The organism is Kitasatospora sp. cg17-2 (genome assembly GCF_054031055.1).
On record NZ_CM132923.1, the window covers coordinates 4,532,212 to 4,554,201 of the forward strand.

Here is a 21,990-nt window from a genome sequence, read left to right on the forward strand (position 1 = left end):
GCCTCGTGCGGGGGGCGCCGGCCTGCGGTCTGTTGCTCTGTCGCTTAGTACTGCCTTATCACCAATGAGACAGGGGAAAGTCTAACTGCGTGCGGCAACGACAGGGCTTGGGTCAGTGCAGTTCGTCGGAGTCGAGCGACTCCCACCCCTCCATGACCTCCTCCGGGTAGGCCGCCGGCCGGTGCGCGCGGGGGGCCGGCGGCGCCGACGGGGCCTCACCCTTCGGCTTCGCGGCGGCCCGACGGCGGCCCGGGAGCGCGCGCAGCGCCTCGCCGATGTCCGCCACCTCGACCACCTTCATGCCCGGCGGGACCTTGCCCGGGTCCGGCGGGACGAGCGCGTGGGTGAAGCCCAGCCGGTGCGCCTCGGCCAGCCGCCGCTGCACACCCGTCACCCGCCGCACCTCACCGGCCAGGCCGACCTCGCCGATCGCGACCAGGTTGCTGGGCAGCGGGGTGTCCGAGGAGGAGCTGGCCACCGCGAGGGCGATCGCGAGGTCCGCCGAGGGCTCGGAGAGCTTCACACCGCCGACGGTGGCGGTGTAGATGTCCTGCTTGCCGAGCTTCACGCCGCCGTGGCGCTCGACCACGGCGAGGATCATCGCGATCCGGGGCGACTCCAGGCCGGAGGTGGTCCGGCGGGGCGAGGGGATCTGCGAATCCACCATCAGCGCCTGCACCTCGGCGACCAGGGGGCGCTTCCCCTCCAGGGTCACGGTCAGGCACGTCCCGGGCACCGGCTTGTCACGCCTGGTCAGGAAGAGGCCGGACGGGTCGGCCAGGCCCTCGATGCCCTCGTCGTGCAGCTCGAAGCAGCCGACCTCGTCGGTCGCGCCGTACCGGTTCTTGATCCCGCGGATGATCCGCAGCCGGGCGTGGCGGTCGCCCTCGAAGCTCAGGACGACGTCCACCAGGTGCTCCAGCAGGCGGGGGCCCGCGATCTGGCCGTCCTTGGTGACGTGGCCGACCAGCAGGGTGGCCATGCCCCGGTCCTTGGAGGCCCGGATCAGCGCGCCGGCCACCTCGCGGACCTGGGCCGGGCCGCCGGGCGCGCCGTCCAGCTCGGCGGAGGCGATGGTCTGCACCGAGTCCAGGATCAGCAGACCGGGGTCGACCGCCTCGATGTGGCCGAGGACGGCGCCGAGGTCGGACTCGGCGGCGAGGTAGAGGTGCTCGGAGAGCGCGTTGATCCGGTCCGCGCGCAGCCGCACCTGGCCGGCCGACTCCTCGCCGGTGACGTAGAGCGTGCGGTGCTGCGCGCCGGCGGCCTTGGCCGCGACGTCCAGCAGCAGGGTGGACTTGCCGACGCCCGGCTCGCCGGCCAGCAGCACCACGGCGCCCGGGACCAGACCGCCGCCGAGCACCCGGTCCAGCTCGGGCACGCCGGTGGAGCGGGCCGTCGCCACCTGGCCGTCCACCTGGCCGATCGGGCGGGCGGGCGAGCTGACCGGCCCGGCGGCCGTCGTCCGGATCGGCACCGCGCCGTACTCCTCGACCGTGCCCCAGGCGTTGCACTCCGGGCAGCGGCCGACCCACTTGGGCAGTTGGTTGCCGCACTCGGTGCAGCGGTAGGCCGGGCGCGGCTTGGCGGTGGTCTTGGTACGGGCAGCCATGCGGTCACCGTAGCGCCCGGGTACGACAACGCGGGGGGCGGCCGGGCCGGGCGGCCCGGGCGGGGAGGCGCGGGGGCGGGAAGGCGCCGGGGCGGGAAGGCGCCGGGGGCGGGAGCGGGATCCGGTCCACGAATGAGCGATGTTGTTACCCGAAAGAAGTACAACCGCGCGGAATGGCCCGGGACGGGCCGCCGCCGTCTCTACCGTCGGACGGGTGACGACGAGTACGGAAGGGCCGCGCGACGCCGTCCTCGCGGCATACGAGCGACAGGTCGACGGCCTCTTCACCTACTGCCTCTCGGTGCTGTGCGAGCACGAGGCCGCGGCGGCCGCCCTGCGGGAGGTGCGCGAGCTGGCGGTGCGGCACGGGGCCCGGCTGGCCGAGCCCGGGCTGCTCCGGGCCTGGCTCTACTCGCTGGCCCGGTACTGCTGCCTGCGGCGGCTGGCGGACGGCCCGCAGGGCGGTCCGGAGACGGGTGCGGCGGGTGCGGCGGGCACGACGGGTGCGGCGCGGAGCGCGCGCGGGATCGGGGCGGTCGGGGCGGGCCGGGAGGCAGTGGGCAGGGACGCGGCGGGAGGGGACGGCGACGGCGGGACGGAGGCGGTCCGGCGGCGGCGCGAGCTGGCCTCGCTGGCCTGGCCCGAGGCAGCCGGCACCGACCCCGAGCAGCGCGAGGCGCTGGAGCTGGCGGTCCGCCACCGGCTCAGCCCGATCGAGGTGGCCGCCGTCCTGGGCCGGCCCTTCGACACCGTCCGGGTGCTGCTCGCCTCCGCGCGGGCCGAGGTCGACCGGACCAGGGCCGCCCTGCTGGTGCTCGGCGTGGGCAGCTGCCCCGAACTGGACCGGCTCGGCGGCGCCGGGGCGGAGAGCTGGCGGGACTGGGTGCTCGGCCCGGCGCTCCGCCGGGAGCTGGTGCAGCACGTGGTGGACTGCCCGACCTGCCGGGGCACGGCGGAGCGGGTCGCGGACCAGGTGCCGCAGGGCCCGGGGCTGTCCGGGCTGCCGGTGCTCACCGCGCCGGTCGGAGCGGGGTCGGGGCCGGACTCGGGAGCGGGGACGGGAACAGCGACGGGAGCGGGGGCGGGAGCAGGGGCGGCGGGCTCACCGGCCGGCGGGTCCGGCGCTCCGGCGGGCGCCCTGGCGTTCCTGCCGTCGGCGCCCCGGGAGCCGACCGGGCGACGGGCGGGCACGCCGGTCCCGGTGACCGAGCCCGGGCTCCGCTTCGACCAGGGCGGGTTCCCCCGCCATCGCGCGCCGGACTCCGGACGCGGGCCCACGGTGCGGCGTCGGGTGGTGACCACCGGGGTGCTGGCCGCCGTGCTGGCCGCGCCGGTCGTCGCGCTGTGGGCCGGGCACCGGAGCGGCGGCGGGCCGGGGGCGGCCGCGGCGGTCTCCTCGGTCCGGGTCGAGGAGGACGGGCGCCCGGCGGGCGGCAGGCGCCCCGGGGGCGCAGCGGACGGTACGGCGGGCCGGGGCCCGGACGCCTCGGTCGTCCCGGTGGACGGCACGGTGCTCGGCGCCGTGATCGGCGCGGCCGGGGGGACCGGCGGAGTCGGCGGGATCGGCGCTGCCCCGGGCCGGGGCAGCGGACCGGCGGTGGCCGGGATGGAGCTCGCCGGGGCGGGGCCGGTCAGTGCAGAAACGTTGCTTCCTGGGATCCAGGGCCCACTGATCCCGGTCCCCGCCCACGGCGCGACCCCGCTCGCCAGCCCCACCCTGGTCGCGGCTCCGGCCCCCGTCGGCGGGACGGCGGTGGTGCCGTCCGGCCCGGGTGCCTCCTCGAACGGGGCTCCCGCACCGTCCGGTCTGCTGACCGTCGAGGCCGGCGAGTACGGCAACCGGACGGTGCTCACCCTCACGAACTCCGGCGGCACCGAGATCCGCTGGCACGCCGTGGTGGACGTGTCCTGGCTGCGGCTCAGCCGCGACTCCGGGACGCTCGCGCCCGGTCAGCGGATCACGGTGATCGTCAGCGTCGACGAGGACCTCGCCCCGGCGACCCGCTGGACCGCCCGGATCGCGCTGCCGCCCTCGCAGGCCGTCGTCACCCTGGAGGGCGGACCGCAGCACCGGGGCGGGTCCACCTCGGCTCCGGCCGAGCCGGGCACCGGCGAACCGACCGCCGTGCCGAGCCCCACCCCCACCGGCGGGCCGGCCCCGTCCGGCACCCCGGCACCCACCGCCGCGCCGACGGTCACCCCGGCCCCGACGAGCACCCCGACCGGCGGCACGACCCCGACCGCGACGCCCACGCCGCCGGCTCCGACACCGACTCCCACGTCCACGCCGAGCCCGACCGGGTCGGCGACCCCGTCCCCCGCCCCGTCCACAGCCGCCCCCTCGGAGCCGCCCGCTTCGCCGGGTCCTTCGGCGCACTGAGCCGTTCGGGAGGGCCGCGCGGCGCAGGGCGGCTCGGGGCGGCTCGGGGCGGCTCGGCACGGGGCAGCGCGCGGCGCTACCGCCGGCGCAGCGGCGGGAGGCGGTACGACCCGTCCAGGGCCGCCGGGCCCGGCCGGTAGAGCCGCATCACCGGGCGGAACGGGCCGTCGGGCGCGGGCAGCCAGTTGGCGGCCCCGGCCGGGTCGGCGGGCCGTTCGTGGCCCAGGTGGAGGGTGAGACCGCCGTCCGGGTCGCGGACCAGGCCGGGGGTCCGGTCGCCGATCGCGTACCGGCCGCCCGGGTCGGGCACCAGGCGGTGGTCGGGCAGGCCGTACACGGTGAGGGACCAGAAGGCCGCCACCGGCGGCAGGCCGTCCGGCGGGAAGCGGAGGGTGTACTGGTGGGCGCCGTCCAGCGGGCGGCCGTCGGCGTCCTCGGTGGTGGCCGCCGACAGCGCCTCGTAGGCGTGGCTGCCCCAGAGGCCGGCCCGGGCGGCGGCGGCCCGGCTGAGGTAGGCGGCGCGGCGGTCCGCGATCCGCCACTCGGGGCCGTCCAGGGTCCCCGGGCCGAGGAAGTCGACATTGTGGTCGAACAGGTGGAGGGCCGCCCGCCATTCGCCGGCCGGGTGGTCCTCGGGCGGCCGGGTGGCGTCCTCGACCCGTTCGCGACCGGCGGCGAGGCCGCTCGCCAGGGCGAGCGTCCAGTCCGGGACGGCCCCGCGGTACGGGGAGGGCCCGGGGTCGAGCAGGCCGAGCGGTGCGAACCGCTGCTGGTAGTCCTGGTCGGGCCCGGCCGGGGGGAAGGCGGCCGCCCAGATCCGGAGCCGTTCGAAGAAGGCCAGCCGTTCGGGCACCTCCGGGTCCGGCGCCGGCAGTCCGGCGGCGAGGCCACCCGGTTCCATCGGTTCGAGGACCAGCCCGGCCTGGAGCGCCCGCACCCGGGACAGGTCCTCCGGGCCGGCGCAGGCGAACCGGCCGACCAGGACGGCGACGGTCGTCGGCGCGACGATCACCCGGTCCGGGTCGGTCGGGGTGCCGTGCCACCCGGGCGGCACGATCAGCCAGGTCTGGGCGGCCGTGCCGGTGGCCCGGCTGCCGATGTAGGCGAAGTTGGCGGTCCACGCGTCGACGAACTGCAGCACGTAGTAGGCCGGTCCGGCCTCCGGCACCCGCAGCAGCTGCGGCCCCTCGGAGAGGTCCAGCGGGGCGACCGAGTAGAGGACGTCGACGTTGGCGGAGCCGAAGTCGTCCTCGGGGCCCGCCCGGCGGGTGGCGTGGGCGAAGCGGTTGAACGGGGCGGGCGGCAGGACGCCCAGACCGCCGTTGACGAAGCGGTCGAGCATGGTGAGGCCGGCGACCAGCGGATAGCCGTAGACGTAGGCGTCGGCGGCCATGGCCTCCAACTCCGGCTGGGTCATGGGGGCGTCCTTCCCGGGCCCGGGGTACAGCTCGGATGCTATGCGGGTCCCCGGGAGGCGGCATCCCGGTGAGGGCTGCGCCAGCGGGTGGAGGGCGGCAGCGGGTGGACGGGCGCGGGGGCGGACGGGCACGGAGCGGCCGGTCCGGGGGCGGGCTGCCGGAAGCCGGGCCTCCGCCCAGGGCGAACGGCGGTATGCGGAGCGAGTGGCCGGGACAGCCTTGCCGGTATGAAGATCCTTCTGCTCGGCGGCTCCTCCTTCCTGGGGCGGGCGTTCGCCTCCGAGGCCCTTTCCCGGGGCCACCAGGTCACCACCTTCAACCGCGGCCGCACGGCCGCCGATCTGCCGGGCGTCGAGGCCGTCCACGGCGACCGCGACTCGGCCGAGGACCTGGCGCGGCTGGTCGAGGGCCGGCACTGGGACGCCGTGGTCGACTCATCGGCCCAGCAGCCCGCCCAGGCCGCCGCCACGGCCCGGCTGCTGCGCGACCGCGTCGGCCACTACACCCTGATCTCCTCCGTCCACGCCTTCGCCGACTGGCCGGCCCGAACCGTCGACGAGACCTCGCCGCTGCACCCCTGCCCCGCCGACACCCCGCCCGGGCAGGAGTTCAGCGCCGCGCTCAAGGCCGGGTGCGAGCGCGCCGTCCTGGAGTACTTCGGCGCCGACCGCGCGCTGGTCCTCAACAGCGGACTGCTGATCGGCCCGTACGAACGGGGTGGCCGGCTGCCCTGGTGGCTGGAGCGGATGGCCCGGGGCGGCCGGGTACTGGCGCCGGGCGAGCCGGGCCGGCCGATGCAGCTGATCGACGTCCGGGACTTCGCGGCCTTCGGTCTCGACCTGCTGACGGCGGGCACCACCGGGCGCTTCCTCACCACGGCACCGCCCGACCGGCTCACCTACGGGGAGTTCCTGGCGGAGTGCGCGGCGGTGGCCGGCGGCGCGGACGTCGAGCTGGTCTGGGTCCCGGACGCGCAGTTGCTGAAGGAGGGCCCGGACAGCGTCCAGCCGTGGAGCGAACTGCCGCTCTGGCTGCCCGAGGAGGCCGATTCGGCGGGGACCTGGCGGGTCGGCACCGGGCGGGCGGAGGCGGCCGGACTGCGCTGCCGCCCCTTCGCCGAGACCGCCAGGGACACCTGGGACTGGCTGCGCCGACGCGGAGCGGCCGAGGACACCGAGCCGGACGGGCGCAAGCGCGGCCGGATCGTCCACGGCATCGAACCGGCGAAGGAGCGGCGACTGTTGGAGGCCTCGGCCTGACGGCGGCGGCGGGCCCGGGCCTCCGGGCCCGACCTTGGCCCCGGCCCCGGGACGAGCGGCGGGCCCGCTCCCCGGCGGCCGCGCCCGGCCTCAGTGCGTCCGGCGGGTGACCAGCTCGGCGAGCGCGAGCAGTTCGTCGGCCGCCGAGGGCTCGGGCACCGCCAGCGCCAGCTGGGACATCGCCGCCGCCATCCGCTCACAGGACTCGCCCTGCGCCCAGGCCCGCCCGCCCGCACCCTCGACGGCGGCCGCGCAGCTCGCCAACTCCTCGGCGGTCAGCTGCCGTTCCAGCGCGTAGAGCTCCGCCAGACGCTCCCCGTCGGGCGTCCCGGACCGGAGCGCGGCGACCACCGGCAGCGACTTCTTGCGGACCAGGAGGTCCGCGCCGACCGGCTTGCCGGTGACCTCCGGGTCCCCCCAGATGCCGATCAGGTCGTCGATCAGCTGGAAGGCCAGACCGATCTCCCGGCCGAAGCCGTCCAGCGCCTGTGCGGCCTCCTCGGAGCCGCCCGCGTACCGGGCGCCCATCGCGCAGGCGGCGCCGAGCAGGGCGCCGGTCTTGGCCTCGGCCATCGCCAGGCACTCGGTCAGCGAGACGTCGCTGCGCTGCTCGAAGGCGCAGTCGATCTGCTGGCCCTCGCACAGCTCCACCACGCAGTCGGCCAGCCGGCGGACGGCGTCGCCCGCCACCGCGTGGCCGTCCTCTGCCAGCAGGCGCAGGGCCAGCGAGTGCATCGCGTCGCCGGCCAGGATGGCCTCGGTGGTGCCGAACACCAGCCAGGCGGTGGGGCGGTGCCGCCTGGTCTCGTCCCGGTCGATGATGTCGTCGTGCAGCAGCGTGAAGTTGTGCACCAGCTCGACGGCGGCCGCGGCGGCGGTGGCCTTGGCCGGGTCCCCGCCCAGGGCCTGGGTGGCGGCGAGCACCAGGGCGGGCCGGATGGCCTTGCCGGAGGGCGCGGCCGACGGCGAGCCGTCCGCCTCCCACCAGCCGAAGTGGTAGCCGGCCACCCGGCGCATGGTGCCGGGCAGCGAGTCCACGGCGGCCCGCAGCACCGGGTCGACCAGGGTGCGGGTGCGCGCGAGGACGTCCCGCGCCTCGTGCCCCTCACGATGGTCGCGCTCCAGCGTGAACATTCCCATGGGTCCTCCCCCTTGGTGGTACGACGGGCCGGCCCGGTGGCGGACGGGCCCCGCGGCGGGCCGGGATCGTCAGGGGCGCCGTCCGGCCGGGGTGCTTCCCCGACCGGACGGACGACGCGATCCCGGCCGACCCGGTCAGTCCTGGCGGTGGGCGATGTCGACGTTCTCCAGCACGCCGACGGCGTCCGGCACCAGAATCGCGGCCGAGTAGTAGGCGCTCACCAGATAGGAAATGATGGCCTTCTCGTCGATTCCCATGAATCGCACCGAAAGGCTCGGCTCGACTTCATCCGGAATTCCGGTCTGGTGCAGACCGATGACACCCTGGTTCTCCTCGCCGGTACGCATCGCGAGGATCGAGGTGGTGCTGCCGCCGACGATCGGGATCTTGTTGCACGGGAGGAGCGGCACCCCGCGCCAGCCGAGGACCTGGCGGCCCTGCAGCTCGACGGTGTCCGGGTAGAGGCCGCGCCGGTTCCACTCGCGGCCGATGGCGGCAATGGCCCTCGGGTGGGCCAGGAAGAGCTTGGTGCCGCGGCGGCGGCTCAGCAGCTCGTCCATGTCGTCCGGGGTGGGCGGGCCGGAGTGGGTCTGGATCCGCTGCTCGTGGTCGGCGTTCCGGAGCAGACCGAACTCCGGGTTGTTGATCAGCTCGTGCTCCTGGCGCTCGCGCAGCGCCTCGACCGTCAGCCGGAGCTGGTGCTCGGTCTGGTTCATCGGCTGGTTGTAGAGGTCGGCGACCCGGGAGTGCACCTTGAGCACCGTCTGGGCGACGCTGAGCTCGTACTCGCGCGGCCTGAGCTCGTAGTCCACGAAGGCGGTGGGGAGTTCGTACTCGCCGTGGTGCCCGGCAGACAGGCCGATCGCGGCCTCGCCGTGCTTGTTCTGCGGCTGCTGGAAGCCTTCCAGGTACTCCATGATCTGCAGCTGGAGGGCGTCGGAGCGGTCGACGAGCTCCTGGAAGTCGGCCCAGCGCAGCGACAGCACGGTGCCGGCGGTGGCCGCCCGGACGGTGTACGGCCAGTCGCCGCCCTCCTGCCGGAGCGCCTCGTCGCCGAGGTGGTCGCCGTCGGCCAGGGTGCCGACCACGGTCTCCTCGCCGTACTTGCCCGTTCCCAACCGGTTGAGCTTCCCGTACGCGATGATGAGGACTTCGTCGATCGGTGCTCCGGCGGCGACCAGGACCTCACCCGCGGAGAACTCGCGTTGGACGAAGCGCCCGGCCAGCTCCTCCAGCACCGCGTCGTCCGGGAAGCCCCGCAGGACCGGCACCTCGCGCAGGGTCTGGGGCAGGACCCGGGCCTCGCTGCCCGTCCGGTCGAAGCTCACCCGGCCCCGGCCGACGGCGTGGCGCAGCCGGCGGTTGACCCGGTACGTGCCGCCCGAGACCTGGACCCAGGGGAGCGTCCTGAGCAGCCAACGGGGGCTGATCTCCTGCATCTGCGGCGCGGACTTGGTCGTCGTCGCGAGGTTGCGCGCGGCCGCGGTCGCGAGACTCTGCTGGTCCCGGGTCTGCGCTTCACCGCCCGGTGCAGGAATACCGGCGTTGGTTTCGGTCGACATAGGGAGCCCTTCGCGTACCCGTACCCGATGAAGTGTCGCCTTGCAACTTGCAACAATCATGGTGGGCCCATTCGGAGGGTCGCCGCAATCACTCTTTCGAGTGGTCGGAATGGCCGAAAAAATAGTACGAATAGAATGTCTGATCGATATTGAATCGATCAAGTGATCTACTGCGTTCCGGAACAGGACGGTCCGGTTCGCCCCTTCGGTCGGCACGCGGCGGACCCGCGACGGACCCACCCCGCGTTCGGGCCCGTTCGACAGGCCGCTAAGGTGCGACCTCAAAGGGCCACGGAGCCAGGACGAATGCGGCCGAACCAGAGCCCTTCCCCCTCGTTCACCCCTGCCCTGGGAGCCCCCTTGAGCGCCCCCGTCACCGTCTGGCTCAACCGCACGTACGCCGAGAACGTGTTCTTCATCGAACAGCTGCACGCGGCCCCGCGCGCCGTCCGGGTCCACGCGACCCACGTCGACCCCGACTCCCCCGTCCTCGCCGCCGCCGACACCGCCGGCCTGGAACCCGCCGACCTCACCCCCGACGCCTACGTCGCCTACGCCCTCGACCACTGCGCCCGCCACCGCGTCGACGTGTTCGTGCCCCGGCTGCACCAGCTCGCGATATCCCTGCACCGCCACGAGTTCGAGGCCGTCGGCACCGCCCTCGCCTGCCCGCCCGCCACCGCGATCGCCGCCTTCGGCAGCAAGGCCGACGGCTACGCGGCGATCGCCGCCGCCGGACTGCCCACCCCGCCCTGGTGGCTGGTGCGCACCGCCGAGGAACTGGTCGACGCCGTCGACCTGATCGAGGCGGCCGGCCTCACCGCCTGCCTCAAGCCCGCCTCCGGCGCCGGCGGGGAGGGCTTCCGGATGCTCACCCGCGAACCCTTCGGACTGCACCGGCTGGCCGGCTGGGACAGCCGCGTCCAGGTCGACCAGGTGGCCGCCGCACTCGACCTGGCGGCCCGCGAGACCCCCGGCACCCCCGCCGACCTGCTGGTCATGCCCTACCTCGACGGCCCCGAGGTGTCCGTGGACTGCCTCGCCGACCTGGACGGCACCCTGCTGGCCGCCGTCGGCCGCAGCAAGCACTCGCGCCGCCGCAGCTTCACCACCGAGCCCCGGTACCTCGAACCGGCCCGCCGCCTGGTCGAGGCCACCGGCATGGCCTACCTCTCCAATGTGCAGTTCCGCCACCTGCACGGGGAGCCGGTGGTCATCGACGTCAACACCCGCCCCTCCGGCGGACTGCACCAGCTGCGCCTGTGCGGGCTCAACCTCCCCTGGAACGCGGTCCAGCTGGCGCTCGGCGAACGCCCGGACACCGACTGGGCCGGGGACCCGACCGGGATCGAGTACACCCTGGTGTCCGGCATCCAGCCGGTACTGCCGCACCGGCTGCCGCCGTTCGTCCCCGACGGCCGCCCGGCGGGCGAGCTGGTGCACTGACGCACCGTCATCCGCCCGGCTAGAGCGGCCCGTTCCAGTCCAGCGTCGGCTCCAGCACCCCTTCCAGGGTCAGCAGCCAGCGCTTCACGTCGATCCCGACCCGGCCGCCGCCGAAGCCGCCGATCCCGTCCGCGGCCACCACCCGGTGGCAGGGCACCAGCAGCGCGACGGGGTTGGCGGCCATCATCTGCCCGACCGTCCTGGCCGCCAGGCCGGGCTCCTCGACCCCGGCGAACACCCCGCTGCGGGCGGCGAGTTCGCCGTAGGTGATGGTCCGCCCGTACGGCACCCCGTGGAACAGGGTCCGCAGCACCTCCCGGTGCGGACCGGTGCTCAGGCTCCAGTCGATCGGCAGCCCCAGCTCCCGGCGCCGCCCCGCCAGGTACTCGCCGACCCGGTCGGTGACCGCGGCGATCTTCGACTCGTCGGTGCAGCGGGGCAGTTCGCCCTCCCGCCCGAGGTAGCCGACCGCCGCCACCCCCTGCGCGGTGACCGCGATGTGCAGCGGCCCGCTGGGCAGCGGTGTCTCCACCGTCAGCCAGGACAACGGCGCCGTCGTACTCCCCGCCACGTCTTCCCCCCTGCTGTCCGCCGCGCCGGTGGTACCGCCCGGGTCCGTCCGGACGCGCACCGGCCACCCGGCCCGCGCGCCATCGTACGGCGGACCGGGCGGACGCCCCGGCGCGGCGGCGGTCAGGAGCGCCGCCCCTTCAGCTCCGCGGCGGCCGACCGCGACCAGCGCGCCAGCTCGGCGCGGTCGGCGGGCATGCCCTCGCACAGGGCCGCGAGCTGGGCGTCGTTGATCCGGTTCGGCCCCGGGATCTCCAGCAGGTAGGCGAGCTCGTCCAGAACGGTCGCGAGCCGCACGGCGTCCGTGCGGTCCAGCGACGCGGCCGCCTCGTGGTGGCCGATGGTGAGAGAACCGGGCATGGTCTGCCTCCTCCGTTCGCCCCCGCACCACCCACGGTACGACCGCCCGCCTCACCCGGCACCCGCCGCGGACCGGGCCGGCTCCACCACCTCCGCGTCGACCCCCGGCTCCCCGTCCCAGCCCCGGCGGCGCACGGCGCGCACCGCCAGCACCGCCGCCGCGGCCAGCAGCTGCCACCCCGCACCGAAGGCCAGCACGGCCGCCACTCCCACCCGGTCGGCCAGCGGGCCGGCCGCCGCCAGGCCCAGCGGCCCCAGCACGAACGCCCCCAGCCCGCCGAACGCCGTCACCCGCGCCAGCACCTCGGCCGGTACCCAGCGCTGCAGCGTGGACTCGTACAGCGAGCCGCAGACCGCCGCACCGGACCCCGCCACCAACGCCGCCGCGACCGTCCAGCCGAGCGGCAGCCCCGCCGCGAGCGAGGCCGAGGGCAGCGCCCAGCCGAGGGTCGCCACCGTCGCCACCGCGAGCGGCCGCCCGGGCCGGCGCCCGAGCATCAGCAGCCCGCCCAGCACCGCCCCGACCCCGTACACGCCCATCACCAGGCCCCAGGCCCGTGCCCCGCCCAGCTCCCGCTGCGCGGTCAGCGGGCCGAGCACCAGGAACGGCGCCCAGACCAGCAGGTTGAACAGCCCCATCTGCACGGTGGTCACCCAGAGCCAGCGCCGGGAGCGGAACGCGCTCCAGCCGTCGCGGAGGTCGGCCAGCATCGAGTCCCCGCGACCCCCCTCCCCCGCTGCCGCCGCTCCCCGGGGCGCGACGGACAGCCGGGCCAGCGCGAGCGCGCCGACCCCGTAGGTCACCGCGTCGATCACCAGCACCGCCCCCGGCCCGTACCCCGCCGTGATCACACCGGCGAGCGCCGGTCCGGCCACCGTCGACACCGAACGCGCCAGCCCCAGCAAGGTGTTGGCGTCCGGCAGCCGCTCCTCCCGACGGACCAGCGCGGGCACCAGCGCGCCCAGCGAGGGCAGGAACACCCCCTCGCCCAGGCCCCAGACGGCGACCAGGACCACCATCACCCAGAGCCGCGCGTGCCCGGTGAGCAGCAGCACCGCGAAGACGCCCTGCACCGCGCAGCGCAGCACGTCCGCGGCGAGCATCACCCGGCGACTGCCCAGCCGGTCGGCGACCACCCCGCCGAACAGCATCACCAGCACGATCGGCAGGATCCGGGCGGCCATCACCCAGCCCAGCTCCGTCCCGCCGCCCCCGCCGCCGAGCACGGCGAAGGCCACCGCCACCGGCGCCATCGAGGAGCCGACCAGCGAGGTCGCGTAGCCGACGAAGAACCACCTGAAGTCGCGTTCGCCCAGCACGGCCGGACGGCCCGGAAGCCGTCGACGGCGGGCCGGGAACCGTTCCGTCTCCCCTGTCATGGGCACCCACTCTGCCCACCGGCGGGAGCGGGCGGCAAGGCTTTCCGAAGAAAAGATTGAGCCTTTCCGTATCAATTCCTGGCCGCCCTCCCACTGCCGCAGTAAACAGCGCCAAAAATGGCTTTCACCTGCTGTTTACTGCGCCGGAGGCTATGCTGTCCGAGCATCCGACCGCCATCGTTTACTGCGGAAAGCAGGCATCCGCTTGGACACCCCACCCCCGGTCGAGTACGCGGTCGCCGTCGAGCGCTACCTGGCCGCCGCCGGACTCGGCGACGGCTCCCGCCGCGTCTACCGGATCGCCCTGGACACCTGGGCCTGGGCGCTCGCCGACCGCCCCGTCCCGGCCGGACCGGCCCGTCGCCGCGCCCGGCCGCCCGTCCTGCCGCTCGCCCTGCTCGACCACCCCTCGGCCGCCGAGCGGCTGCGGACCGCCGTCGAGCGCCGCCGCACCGGGACCGACCCGCGCACCCTCAACCGCGAACTGTCCACGCTGCGCGCCGCCCTCGCCTGGTGGCGGGCCCGGGGCTGGATCGGCACCGACCCCGCCGACGGCCTGCGCCCCCTCCCGCTCCCCTCCCCCGACCCCGGCGCCGGGCCGCTCACCACCGAGCAGCTGCGCGCCCTGTTCGCCCTCCGCGTCCCGCTCCGCGAACAGCTCCTCTGGCGCCTCCTCCACGAGAGCGGCGCCCCCGTCGAGACCGTGCTCGCCCTGGACGTCGACGACCTCGACCTCCCGCACCGCCGCACCCACCCCTCGGCCCCGCCGCTGACCTGGCAGGGCGGCACCGCCCGACTGCTCCCGCTCCACCTCGCCGGCCGCACCGCCGGCCCGCTCCTCCTCACCGACCGCCGCGCCCCGGCCGCCACCCCCGCCGCCGACCGCTGCCCCCACACCCACCGCGCCCGGCTCTCCTACCGCCGCGCCGCCGAGCTCTTCACCACCCACGCCCCCGACCACACCCTGCGTCAGCTCCGCCCCGCCCGCCGCCCCCTCGCCTGAGGGCGGGCGGACCCGACGGCCGCGCGCCGGGGAACGACGAAGGCCCCCCGGCTGCGCGCCGGGGGGCCTTCGTCGAGGGCCTGCGGAGCCCCCTGTCGGATTCGAACCGACGACCTACGCTTTACAAGAGCGGTGCTCTGGCCAGCTGAGCTAAGGAGGCATGGTGACCGTCCGCGACGGATCACGGCGGCACCGGGGGCAGTCTACCGGGCGTGGAGCGGGCGGTGGGGGGATATCCGGGGTCGGGCGGCAGCGGGCGCGGTGACGGGCCGGTGGCGGGCCGGACGGGGCACGCGTGATGGAACCGATGCCGAAATCCGTCCGTCGAGGGGCTGACAACCGGCGTACACGCAGGTAGCGTCGCCCGGAGCCGGATTCGCACAGAGGTTCAGACCACCCCTGGGAACCGGCCGACTGGTGATCCCCCCACCCTTTACTTCGGATCGTCCGGCACGTTCCTGCCGGTGAAGGAGAGCACAGCCATGGCTTCTGTGACGTTCGACCAGGCGACCCGTGTCTACCCCGGGGCGACCACGCCCTCGGTCGACGCGCTCGACCTCCAGATCGAGCACGGCGAGTTCCTCGTCCTGGTCGGCCCCTCCGGCTGTGGCAAGTCCACCAGCCTCCGCATGCTGGCCGGCCTCGAGGACGTCAACAGCGGCGCCATCCGCATCGGCGACCGCGACGTGACCCACCTGCCGCCGAAGGACCGGGACATCGCGATGGTGTTCCAGAACTACGCGCTGTACCCGCACATGACCGTCGCGGAGAACATGGGCTTCGCGCTCAAGATCGCGGGCGTCAACAAGTCGGAGATCCGCACCAAGGTCGAAGAGGCCGCCAAGATCCTCGACCTCACCGACTACCTGGACCGCAAGCCGAAGGCGCTCTCCGGCGGTCAGCGCCAGCGCGTCGCGATGGGCCGCGCGATCGTCCGCGAGCCCCAGGTCTTCCTGATGGACGAGCCGCTGTCCAACCTGGACGCCAAGCTCCGCGTCTCGACCCGTACCCAGATCGCCGGCCTGCAGCGCCGCCTGGGCATCACCACCGTCTACGTGACCCACGACCAGACCGAGGCGCTCACCATGGGCGACCGCGTCGCGGTCCTCAAGGGCGGTGTCCTGCAGCAGGTCGACACCCCGCGCAACATGTACGACCGGCCCTCCAACCTCTTCGTGGCCGGCTTCATCGGCTCGCCCGCGATGAACCTGGTCGAGGTGCCGCTGGTGGACGGCGGCGTGAAGTTCGGCGGCTCGGTCGTCAACATCTCCCGCGAGGACCTGGCCGGCGCCGGCACCGACAAGAACGTGACCGTCGGCATCCGCCCGGAGCACTTCGAGATCGTCCCCGGCGGCGGCATCGAGGGCGTCGCGGTCACCGTCAACGTGGTCGAGGAGCTCGGCTCGGACGGCTTCGTCTACGGCACCACCAAGATCGGCGGCGAGGACAAGGACCTGGTCGTCCGCGTGCACGGCCGCCAGATCCCGGCCCGCGGCGAGACGATCCACGTCGTGCCCGTCGCCAACGAGACCCACGTGTTCTCCAGCAGCACCGGCGCCCGCCTCTCCAGCTGAGCCACGCCGGGCCACCGCCCGCCGCGCGGAGCCCCGTCCGACCGTCACCGGTCCGGCGGGGCTCCCGCCGTTCCGGGCCACTCCGACGGACGACGGCGTCAACCCGGTGACGGGACGAACCGGGACACCGTGTCACTCGATGGTGTAACGGAGGGCGATCCGAGCCCTACCCACCGCTACTCTCCTGTCCGTGAAGCAGCTAGTTCGCCGTATCGGCCAGACCGTCGCCCTCACCCTGCCCGTCGTCCTGGTGACCACCGGCACCCTCGCCGTGACCAGGGTCCCGTGGGCCCCGCCCACGTCGCTGGACCAGCAGGTCGTGGCGGCGTCCAGCGGGGACGGCGCGGGGATCGGCCGGACCGCCAGCACCACCACGACGTCCGACGGGCTCGCCCCGCAGGACGCGCTGCGCGTCGCGCTCATGGACGAGCTGCGGGCCCACAACCCGGGCAGCGCGCTCGACCTGCTGGAGCGCGCGATGCGCGAGCAGCCCGCGCTCACGCCCTACTGCAGCTCGCTCGCCACCGAACTCGGCAAGGCGGCGGTGCGCAAGTACCAGGGCGACGTCCAGCGGGCCCGGACCTTCGCCCGCGCGGTCTGCGACGGCTCGTTCGCCGCCGGCGCGGCGGGCTGACCGGGCCGGGAGCCATCGGAGAGCCGACGGAGAGCCACCCGGGAGCCCGCCACCGGGCGGACCGCGGGCGCGGCCGACCGCGGCGGACGGCCGCCCACCCGGGCCCGGCGCGCCTATTGTTCAGCCATGACCGCTGACTCCGGCCCCACGGCCACTCCCCCGCCCGCACCCGCCGTCGGCCCGGTGCCGGTGACCCAGGCCGTCATCCTGGCCGGCGGCCAGGGCTCCCGGCTGCGCCCCTACACGGACGACCGCCCCAAGCCGCTGGTCGAGATCCCGGGCACGGGCACGCCCATCCTGGGCCACCAGCTCGCCTGGCTGGCCGCCGAGGGCGTCACCGACGCGGTCATCTCCTGCGGCCACCTGGCCGACGTGCTGGAGGACTGGCTCGACAAGGCCGAACTGCCGCTGCGGGTCCGCACGGTGGTCGAGGCCGAGCCGCTCGGCCGGGGCGGCGGCCTCAAGTACGCCGCGAAGGCGCTGCCCCGCCCCGACGAGCCCTGGTACGCCACCAACGGCGACATCTGGACCAGGTTCAGCCTGCGCGACATGGCCGCCTTCCACCACGAGCGGGACGCCGTCGCGACGCTCGCGCTGGCCCGGCCGCGGATCCCGTGGGGCGCGGTGGAGACCGACCAGTTCGGCAACGTCCTCGACTTCATCGAGGCCCCGCCCTCGCCGTTCCTCATCAACGCCGGCCTCTACGTCTTCGGCCCGGACTTCGCCGAGCTGCTGCCGGACGTCGGCGACCACGAGCGGACCACCTTCCCGCAGCTGGCCCGCAGCAAGCGGCTGGCCGGCTACCAGCTGCCGCAGGGCGTCTACTGGCGGGCCATCGACACCGCGAAGGACCTCACCGAGGCCGCCAAGGAGCTCGCCGGGGGCGCCGGCCGCGCCCCGCAGTAGCACGGGCCCGGCGGAGCGCCCGACCGAGGTTCCGCACGCACAACGCCGACCGGCCGGGTGCTCCCCCACGGAGCACCCGGCCGGTCGCCGTTCCCGGGCCGGTCCGCCCGGCCCGCCCGTCAGGTCGCCGTGGCCGGCTCCGGACGGGAGCTGCGGGCGCCACCGCCGGACAGCTCCGCCAGCGGCGCGCTGCCCAGCACCCCGCCCAGCAGTCCCGAGCCGCCCGGCGAGGCGCCGGACCCGCTCGGGGTGCCGCCCGTCCCGCTCCCGGTGCTCGGGGCCGGCTTCGGCGCCGTCCCGGTCCCGGCCGCCGGGGCGGCGGGAGTGGCACGCTGCGCGGGCGTCGACCCGGCCGGGGCGGCCGGCGGCGCGGAGGCCGCCGGAGCGGGCGGTGCGGCCGGGGCCGCGGTGCCGGTCTCCGGCTTCGCCGAGGGCTTCGCCTTGCCGCTCGGGGTGGCCTGGGCCGCCTTCGGCGAGGCCGGGGTGCCGGACGGCGCGGCGGTGGTGGCCGCGGCGCTCGGCGTGGCCGGCCGGGACGGGGCCGGCGAGGGCGCCGTGCCGGCCGGGTTCTTGCCGCCGGGGGCCACCGACGGCCCGCCGCTCGGCCAGACCGGCGTGCCGAAGTCGGTGGCGGGCCGGGACGGCGCCGGGTGCGGCCGGGCACCGGTCCGGACCGCCCCGCCCAGCATCGAGCCGAGCAGCAGCGTCAGACCGACCACCGCCGCGGTGACCACGGCACCGCGCCGCAGCACCCGCCGGCGCAGCGCGGCCGGCGCGCCCGCGCCGTACCGCCGCCAGGCCTCCAGGTTGAGTCGCCCGTCCAGCGAGGCGAACGGCGCCCCGGCGATCAGCAGCGGGCTCCACGCGGCCAGGAAGATCAGGTCCGGCGTGTCGTACACCGGCACGGCCCGCCAGCTCACCGTGAACAGCAGCACCGCGGACAGCGCCATCGCCGCCCCGGCCGCGAGCCGCTGCCAGAGCCCGAGCAGGGTGAGCACCCCGACCACGATCTCGGTGAACGACACCACCAGGCCGGAGCCGACCGGGTGCGCCATGGCGAAGGCCAGCAGCGGCTCGGCGACCTTCCAGGGGTGCAGCGAGGACAGCCAGCGCATCATCGAGCCGCGCTCGCCGCCGTCGAAGTACACCGGGTCGCAGAGCTTGCTGAACCCGGCGTAGACGGAGAGCGAGCCGAGCACCGCGCGCAGCGGCAGCAGCACCAGGCCGAGGTCCACCCGGCGGCCGGGGTACCAGGGCTGCTTGCCCTCGGCGCCGGCGGCCGAGACCTCGGGCAGCTCGCCGCTGGGCGTCCAGCCCTGCGGCGCGCCGACCGGGCCGACGCCGCCCTCGGTGGCGGTGCCGTCGCCCTCGCGCGGCTGGCGCGGCACCGTCCGGGCGCCGCCGTACGGCGGGACGAGCCGGGTGTCCGCGTCCGCCAGGGAGCCGCCGGGGAGGCCGCCCCCGCGTCCGCCGACCCCGGCCGGGACGCCGCCCAGTCGGACGGCCTCCAGCAACCGGGTGGCCGCGATGTCGTCCGGCCGCGCCTCGCCGGTCCAGGTGACCGGGGTGACCCGGCCCTTGCGGCGCGGCGGCGCCCCGGCGAGCGCCGACACGTCGCCGACCGGGACGACCACCTGCGGGGTGACCGAGGGGCGGCGGATCAGGCCCTGGGTGCCGTACGGGTCGCCGAACGCGGCGCCGGTGGACAGCAGTCCGGCCGGGGCGTCGATCAGCGGCGCCACCGGGGTGCCGAGCCGGAGCCGGAAGCTCGCCTGGGTGCTGCTGAGGCGTGCCGGGTCCGACGGCACCTTGGCGGTGTTGAGGCCGGGGCCCGCTTCTATCCCGGTGCTGCCACCGCCCAGGAGCGGGCGCCGAGGTGTTCTGGTGTCCACGCCCGTCTAACCGGGTGACACCCGGTTAGGACACTCTCCCGAGTGGATATCGGGAGTCCCCTTGAAGTGATCATGAGAAAAGCGATCGGATCCGGGCGGATCCGATCGCTTTCCATTGATTGCGGGCGGACGGTGGGCGGTTCCGGAGAACGCCTTGCGCCCAGCACCCGCCGTGTGCGGCTACCGCCGACGGACCGGAGGGTCAGCCGACCTTGCGGCGCAGCCGGGCCGCCTCGTACAGCACGACGCCCGCCGCGACACCGGCGTTCAGCGACTCGGTGAGCCCGGACATCGGGATCCGCACCAGCACGTCGCAGGTCTCGGCGACGAGCCGGGACAGGCCCTTGCCCTCGCTGCCCGCGACGACCACCACCGGGCCGGTCAGCACGTCCAGGTCACCGATCTCGGCCTCGCCGTCGGCGGCCAGGCCGACCACGGTCAGACCGGCCTTCTGGTACGCCTCCAGGGCGCGGGTCAGGTTGGTCGCCCGGGCGACGGGCAGCCGGGCCGCGGCGCCCGAGGAGGTCTTCCAGGCACCGGCGGTCATGCCGGCCGCCCGGCGCTCCGGGATCACCACGCCGTGCGCGCCGAAGGCGGCGGCGGAGCGGACCACGGCGCCCAGGTTGCGGGAGTCGGTCACCCCGTCCAGCGCCACGATCAGCGCGTCCTCGCCGGAGTCCGCCGCCCCGGCCAGCAGGTCGTCGGGGTGGGCGTACTCGTACGGCGGGACCTGGAGCACCAGGCCCTGGTGGTTCATCCCGCCGGTCATCTGGTCCAGCTGCGGGCGCGGGGCCTCCATCAGCGGGATGCCCCGGTCGTTGGCGGCCTGGAAGGCGTCGCGGACCCGGTCGTCGGTGTCGATGAACTGCTGGACGTACAGCGCGTTGGCCGGCACGTCGCCCTGCAGCGCCTCGACCACCGAGTTGCGTCCGAAGACCAGCTCGGCGGAGCCGGCGCCGCCGCGGCCGCCCCGGCCGCCGGCCCCGGCCCGGCGCATGCCGGCGCGGGCCTTGGCGTCCCGCTCGCGCTTGACCGCGGCGTTGGCGGCCCGCTGCTTCGGGTGACCCTTGCGCTCCGCTCCGGGCGGCGTCGGGCCCTTGCCCTGGAGTGCCTTCCGGCTGTGGCCGCCGGTACCGACACTCGCGCCCTTCTTCGACCCGGGGTTGCGGCGGTTCCTGCGCTGGCTGTTGCCGGCCATGGCTGTACTTCCTGTCTGTCTGTCCGGCATGGCCGACCGCGCCGGCTCGGGCCGGTGCGGTCGACGGCATGCGTTCCGTCATGCGGGAGGGCCGCACCGGTCCGGTACGGCCCACCGCTCACCCCTCGGTCACCCGGGGGTTACTGGCTGTTGATCGTCCAGCGCGGGCCGGACGGGGTGTCCTCGATCGCCAGCCCGGCCAGGCCGAGCTGGTCGCGGATGGCGTCCGCGGTCGCGAAGTCCTTGCGGGCCCTTGCCGCCTGGCGCTGCTCCAGGACCAGGTGGACCAACGAGTCGACGACGCCGTGCAGGTCCTCGCCGCGCTCCGCCCCGGCCCACTGCGGGTCGAGCGGGTCGAGTCCCAGTACTCCGAGCATCGCACGGACCTCGGCCAATCGCGCCACCGCGTTCTCCTTGTCGTCCGCGGTGAGGGCGCTGTTGCCCTGGCGGACGGCGGTGTGCACGACCGCGAGTGCCTGCGGCACGCCCAGGTCGTCGTCCATCGCCTCGGCGAAGGCCGGCGGCACCTCGGGCGCCGCGTCGACCGTGCCGCAGCGCTCCACGGCGCGCTGGATGAAGCCCTCGATCCGGCCGAATCCCGCCTCGGCCTCGCGCAGCGACTCCTCGCTGTACTCGATCATCGAGCGGTAGTGCGGGGCGGACAGGTAGTACCGGAGCACGATCGGCCGCCACCGGCGGACCATCTCGGAGACCAGCACCGAGTTGCCGAGGGACTTGCTCATCTTCTCGCCGGCCATGGTGACCCAGGCGTTGTGCACCCAGAAGTTGGCGAAGTCGTCGCCGAAGGCCTTGGACTGGGCGATCTCGTTCTCGTGGTGCGGGAAGATCAGGTCGAGACCGCCGCCGTGGATGTCGAAGGCCTCGCCCAGGTACTTGTGGGCCATCGCCGAGCACTCCAGGTGCCAGCCCGGACGGCCTCTGCCCCACGGGGTGTCCCAGCTGGGCTCGCCCGGCTTGGCCGCCTTCCACATCGCGAAGTCGCGCGGGTCGCGCTTGCCGGTCTCGCCCTCGCCGCTGGGCTGCTGGAGGTTCTCCAGCTTCTGGTTGGAGAGCGCGAGGTACTCGGGGTAGGACTTCACGTCGAAGTAGACGTTGCCCTCCGCCGCGTAGGCGTGGCCCTTCTCGATGAGACCGCGCATCATCGCGACCATCTCGGGGATGTGCCCGGTCGCCCGCGGCTCGACGGTCGGCCGCAGGCAGCCCAGCGCGTCGTAACCGTCGTTGAAGGCACGCTCGTTCTCGTAGGCGATCTGCCACCACGGCGTGCCGAGCTCGCGCTCCTTGGCGATGATCTTGTCGTCGATGTCGGTGACGTTCCGGGCGAAGGTCACCTGGTAGCCGCGGTAGGCGAACCACCGCTGCATCACGTCGAAGTTGAGGTAGGACCGGATGTGCCCGATGTGTGGCGCCGACTGGACGGTAGCGCCGCACAGGTAGATCGAGACACAACCCGGTACAAGCGGGACGAAGTCGCGTACCTGGCGGGTGCTGGTGTCGTACAGGCGAATGCTCACAGCGTCAAGCGTAGTGGGCAGCAGGGGGTGCCTCGCGACATTCCGAAATGTCAAGACCGCGGCGGACGCTTTTCCGCCGGGTGACGTCCCGGTGGTGCCCCGAGGGACCGCGGCGGGACA

At 75.1% G+C, this 21,990-nt stretch carries 17 protein-coding genes and 1 tRNA gene; 7 read left to right on the forward strand and 11 right to left on the reverse strand.

The features are described from left to right. Positions 1–112 precede the first annotated feature (112 nt). On the reverse strand, positions 113–1,612 hold the full coding sequence (gene radA / locus ACW14Y_RS19005) for a DNA repair protein RadA (protein ID WP_456987769.1): 1,500 nt from the start codon (positions 1,610–1,612) through the stop codon (positions 113–115). 214 nt (positions 1,613–1,826) lie between these two features. On the opposite strand from radA, the gene ACW14Y_RS19010 reads away from it, so the two are divergent. Continuing rightward, entirely contained in the window at positions 1,827–3,992 is a 2,166-nt protein-coding gene (locus ACW14Y_RS19010; RefSeq protein WP_402722459.1) for a BACON domain-containing protein, read from the forward strand. 76 nt (positions 3,993–4,068) lie between these two features. Here the strand turns inward: ACW14Y_RS19010 and ACW14Y_RS19015 are convergent, their stop codons facing one another. Beyond that, positions 4,069–5,409 (reverse strand): DUF1254 domain-containing protein, encoded by a 1,341-nt coding sequence (locus ACW14Y_RS19015; RefSeq protein ID WP_380440251.1) that lies wholly within the window; start codon positions 5,407–5,409, stop codon positions 4,069–4,071. A gap of 228 nt (positions 5,410–5,637) precedes the next feature. Here ACW14Y_RS19015 and ACW14Y_RS19020 point away from each other — a divergent pair, with 228 nt between their 5' ends. Further along, complete coding sequence (locus tag ACW14Y_RS19020; RefSeq protein ID WP_380383477.1) at positions 5,638–6,669, forward strand: NAD-dependent epimerase/dehydratase family protein; 1,032 nt, start codon at positions 5,638–5,640, stop codon at positions 6,667–6,669. A 90-nt stretch (positions 6,670–6,759) separates the two neighbouring features. Here ACW14Y_RS19020 and ACW14Y_RS19025 read toward each other — a convergent pair whose 3' ends face one another. Together ACW14Y_RS19025 and ACW14Y_RS19030 are read right to left on the reverse strand one after the other, a co-directional pair. Further along, a complete protein-coding gene (locus tag ACW14Y_RS19025) occupies positions 6,760–7,809 on the reverse strand; it encodes a family 2 encapsulin nanocompartment cargo protein polyprenyl transferase (protein ID WP_380312452.1) in 1,050 nt (349 codons plus the stop codon). Between the two features lie 135 nt (positions 7,810–7,944). Further along, complete coding sequence (locus tag ACW14Y_RS19030) at positions 7,945–9,372, reverse strand: family 2B encapsulin nanocompartment shell protein (RefSeq protein WP_456987773.1); 1,428 nt, start codon at positions 9,370–9,372, stop codon at positions 7,945–7,947. Between the two features lie 360 nt (positions 9,373–9,732). On the opposite strand from ACW14Y_RS19030, the gene ACW14Y_RS19035 reads away from it, so the two are divergent. Beyond that, entirely contained in the window at positions 9,733–10,818 is a 1,086-nt protein-coding gene (locus ACW14Y_RS19035; RefSeq protein ID WP_380311831.1) for an ATP-grasp domain-containing protein, read from the forward strand. 19 nt (positions 10,819–10,837) lie between these two features. Here ACW14Y_RS19035 and ACW14Y_RS19040 read toward each other — a convergent pair whose 3' ends face one another. The 3 genes from ACW14Y_RS19040 to ACW14Y_RS19050 all read right to left on the reverse strand — a co-directional run bounded on the left by ACW14Y_RS19040 (position 10,838) and on the right by ACW14Y_RS19050 (position 13,128). Beyond that, positions 10,838–11,389: a methylated-DNA--[protein]-cysteine S-methyltransferase gene (locus tag ACW14Y_RS19040; RefSeq protein WP_380383480.1), complete on the reverse strand. Its 552-nt coding sequence runs from the start codon at positions 11,387–11,389 to the stop codon at positions 10,838–10,840. A gap of 122 nt (positions 11,390–11,511) precedes the next feature. Continuing rightward, positions 11,512–11,748 (reverse strand): hypothetical protein, encoded by a 237-nt coding sequence (locus ACW14Y_RS19045; RefSeq protein ID WP_380311825.1) that lies wholly within the window; start codon positions 11,746–11,748, stop codon positions 11,512–11,514. Positions 11,749–11,799: 51 nt separating this feature from the next. Next, on the reverse strand, positions 11,800–13,128 hold the full coding sequence (locus ACW14Y_RS19050) for an MFS transporter (protein WP_456987776.1): 1,329 nt from the start codon (positions 13,126–13,128) through the stop codon (positions 11,800–11,802). A 205-nt stretch (positions 13,129–13,333) separates the two neighbouring features. Here ACW14Y_RS19050 and ACW14Y_RS19055 point away from each other — a divergent pair, with 205 nt between their 5' ends. Next, a complete protein-coding gene (locus ACW14Y_RS19055; RefSeq protein ID WP_456987778.1) occupies positions 13,334–14,131 on the forward strand; it encodes a hypothetical protein in 798 nt (265 codons plus the stop codon). Between the two features lie 86 nt (positions 14,132–14,217). Here the strand turns inward: ACW14Y_RS19055 and ACW14Y_RS19060 are convergent. Further along, a tRNA-Thr gene (locus tag ACW14Y_RS19060) sits at positions 14,218–14,291 on the reverse strand. A 322-nt stretch (positions 14,292–14,613) separates the two neighbouring features. Between ACW14Y_RS19060 and ACW14Y_RS19065 the strand changes: the two genes are divergently transcribed. The 3 genes from ACW14Y_RS19065 (at position 14,614) to ACW14Y_RS19075 (ending at position 17,245) form a co-directional block, all read left to right on the forward strand. Beyond that, entirely contained in the window at positions 14,614–15,705 is a 1,092-nt protein-coding gene (locus ACW14Y_RS19065) for an ABC transporter ATP-binding protein (RefSeq protein WP_045939607.1), read from the forward strand. 190 nt (positions 15,706–15,895) lie between these two features. Next, entirely contained in the window at positions 15,896–16,339 is a 444-nt protein-coding gene (locus tag ACW14Y_RS19070; RefSeq protein WP_380311815.1) for a hypothetical protein, read from the forward strand. 126 nt (positions 16,340–16,465) lie between these two features. Beyond that, positions 16,466–17,245 (forward strand): nucleotidyltransferase family protein, encoded by a 780-nt coding sequence (locus ACW14Y_RS19075; RefSeq protein ID WP_380311811.1) that lies wholly within the window; start codon positions 16,466–16,468, stop codon positions 17,243–17,245. A gap of 119 nt (positions 17,246–17,364) precedes the next feature. On the opposite strand, the gene ACW14Y_RS19080 is transcribed toward ACW14Y_RS19075, so the two are convergent. The 3 genes from ACW14Y_RS19080 to cysS form a co-directional block, all read right to left on the reverse strand. Continuing rightward, complete coding sequence (locus tag ACW14Y_RS19080; RefSeq protein WP_402722464.1) at positions 17,365–19,137, reverse strand: DoxX family membrane protein; 1,773 nt, start codon at positions 19,135–19,137, stop codon at positions 17,365–17,367. Positions 19,138–19,339: 202 nt separating this feature from the next. Then, complete coding sequence (rlmB, locus tag ACW14Y_RS19085) at positions 19,340–20,335, reverse strand: 23S rRNA (guanosine(2251)-2'-O)-methyltransferase RlmB (protein WP_380312636.1); 996 nt, start codon at positions 20,333–20,335, stop codon at positions 19,340–19,342. 140 nt (positions 20,336–20,475) lie between these two features. Further along, complete coding sequence (gene cysS, locus ACW14Y_RS19090) at positions 20,476–21,870, reverse strand: cysteine--tRNA ligase (protein ID WP_380312634.1); 1,395 nt, start codon at positions 21,868–21,870, stop codon at positions 20,476–20,478. Positions 21,871–21,990: the final 120 nt, after the last annotated feature.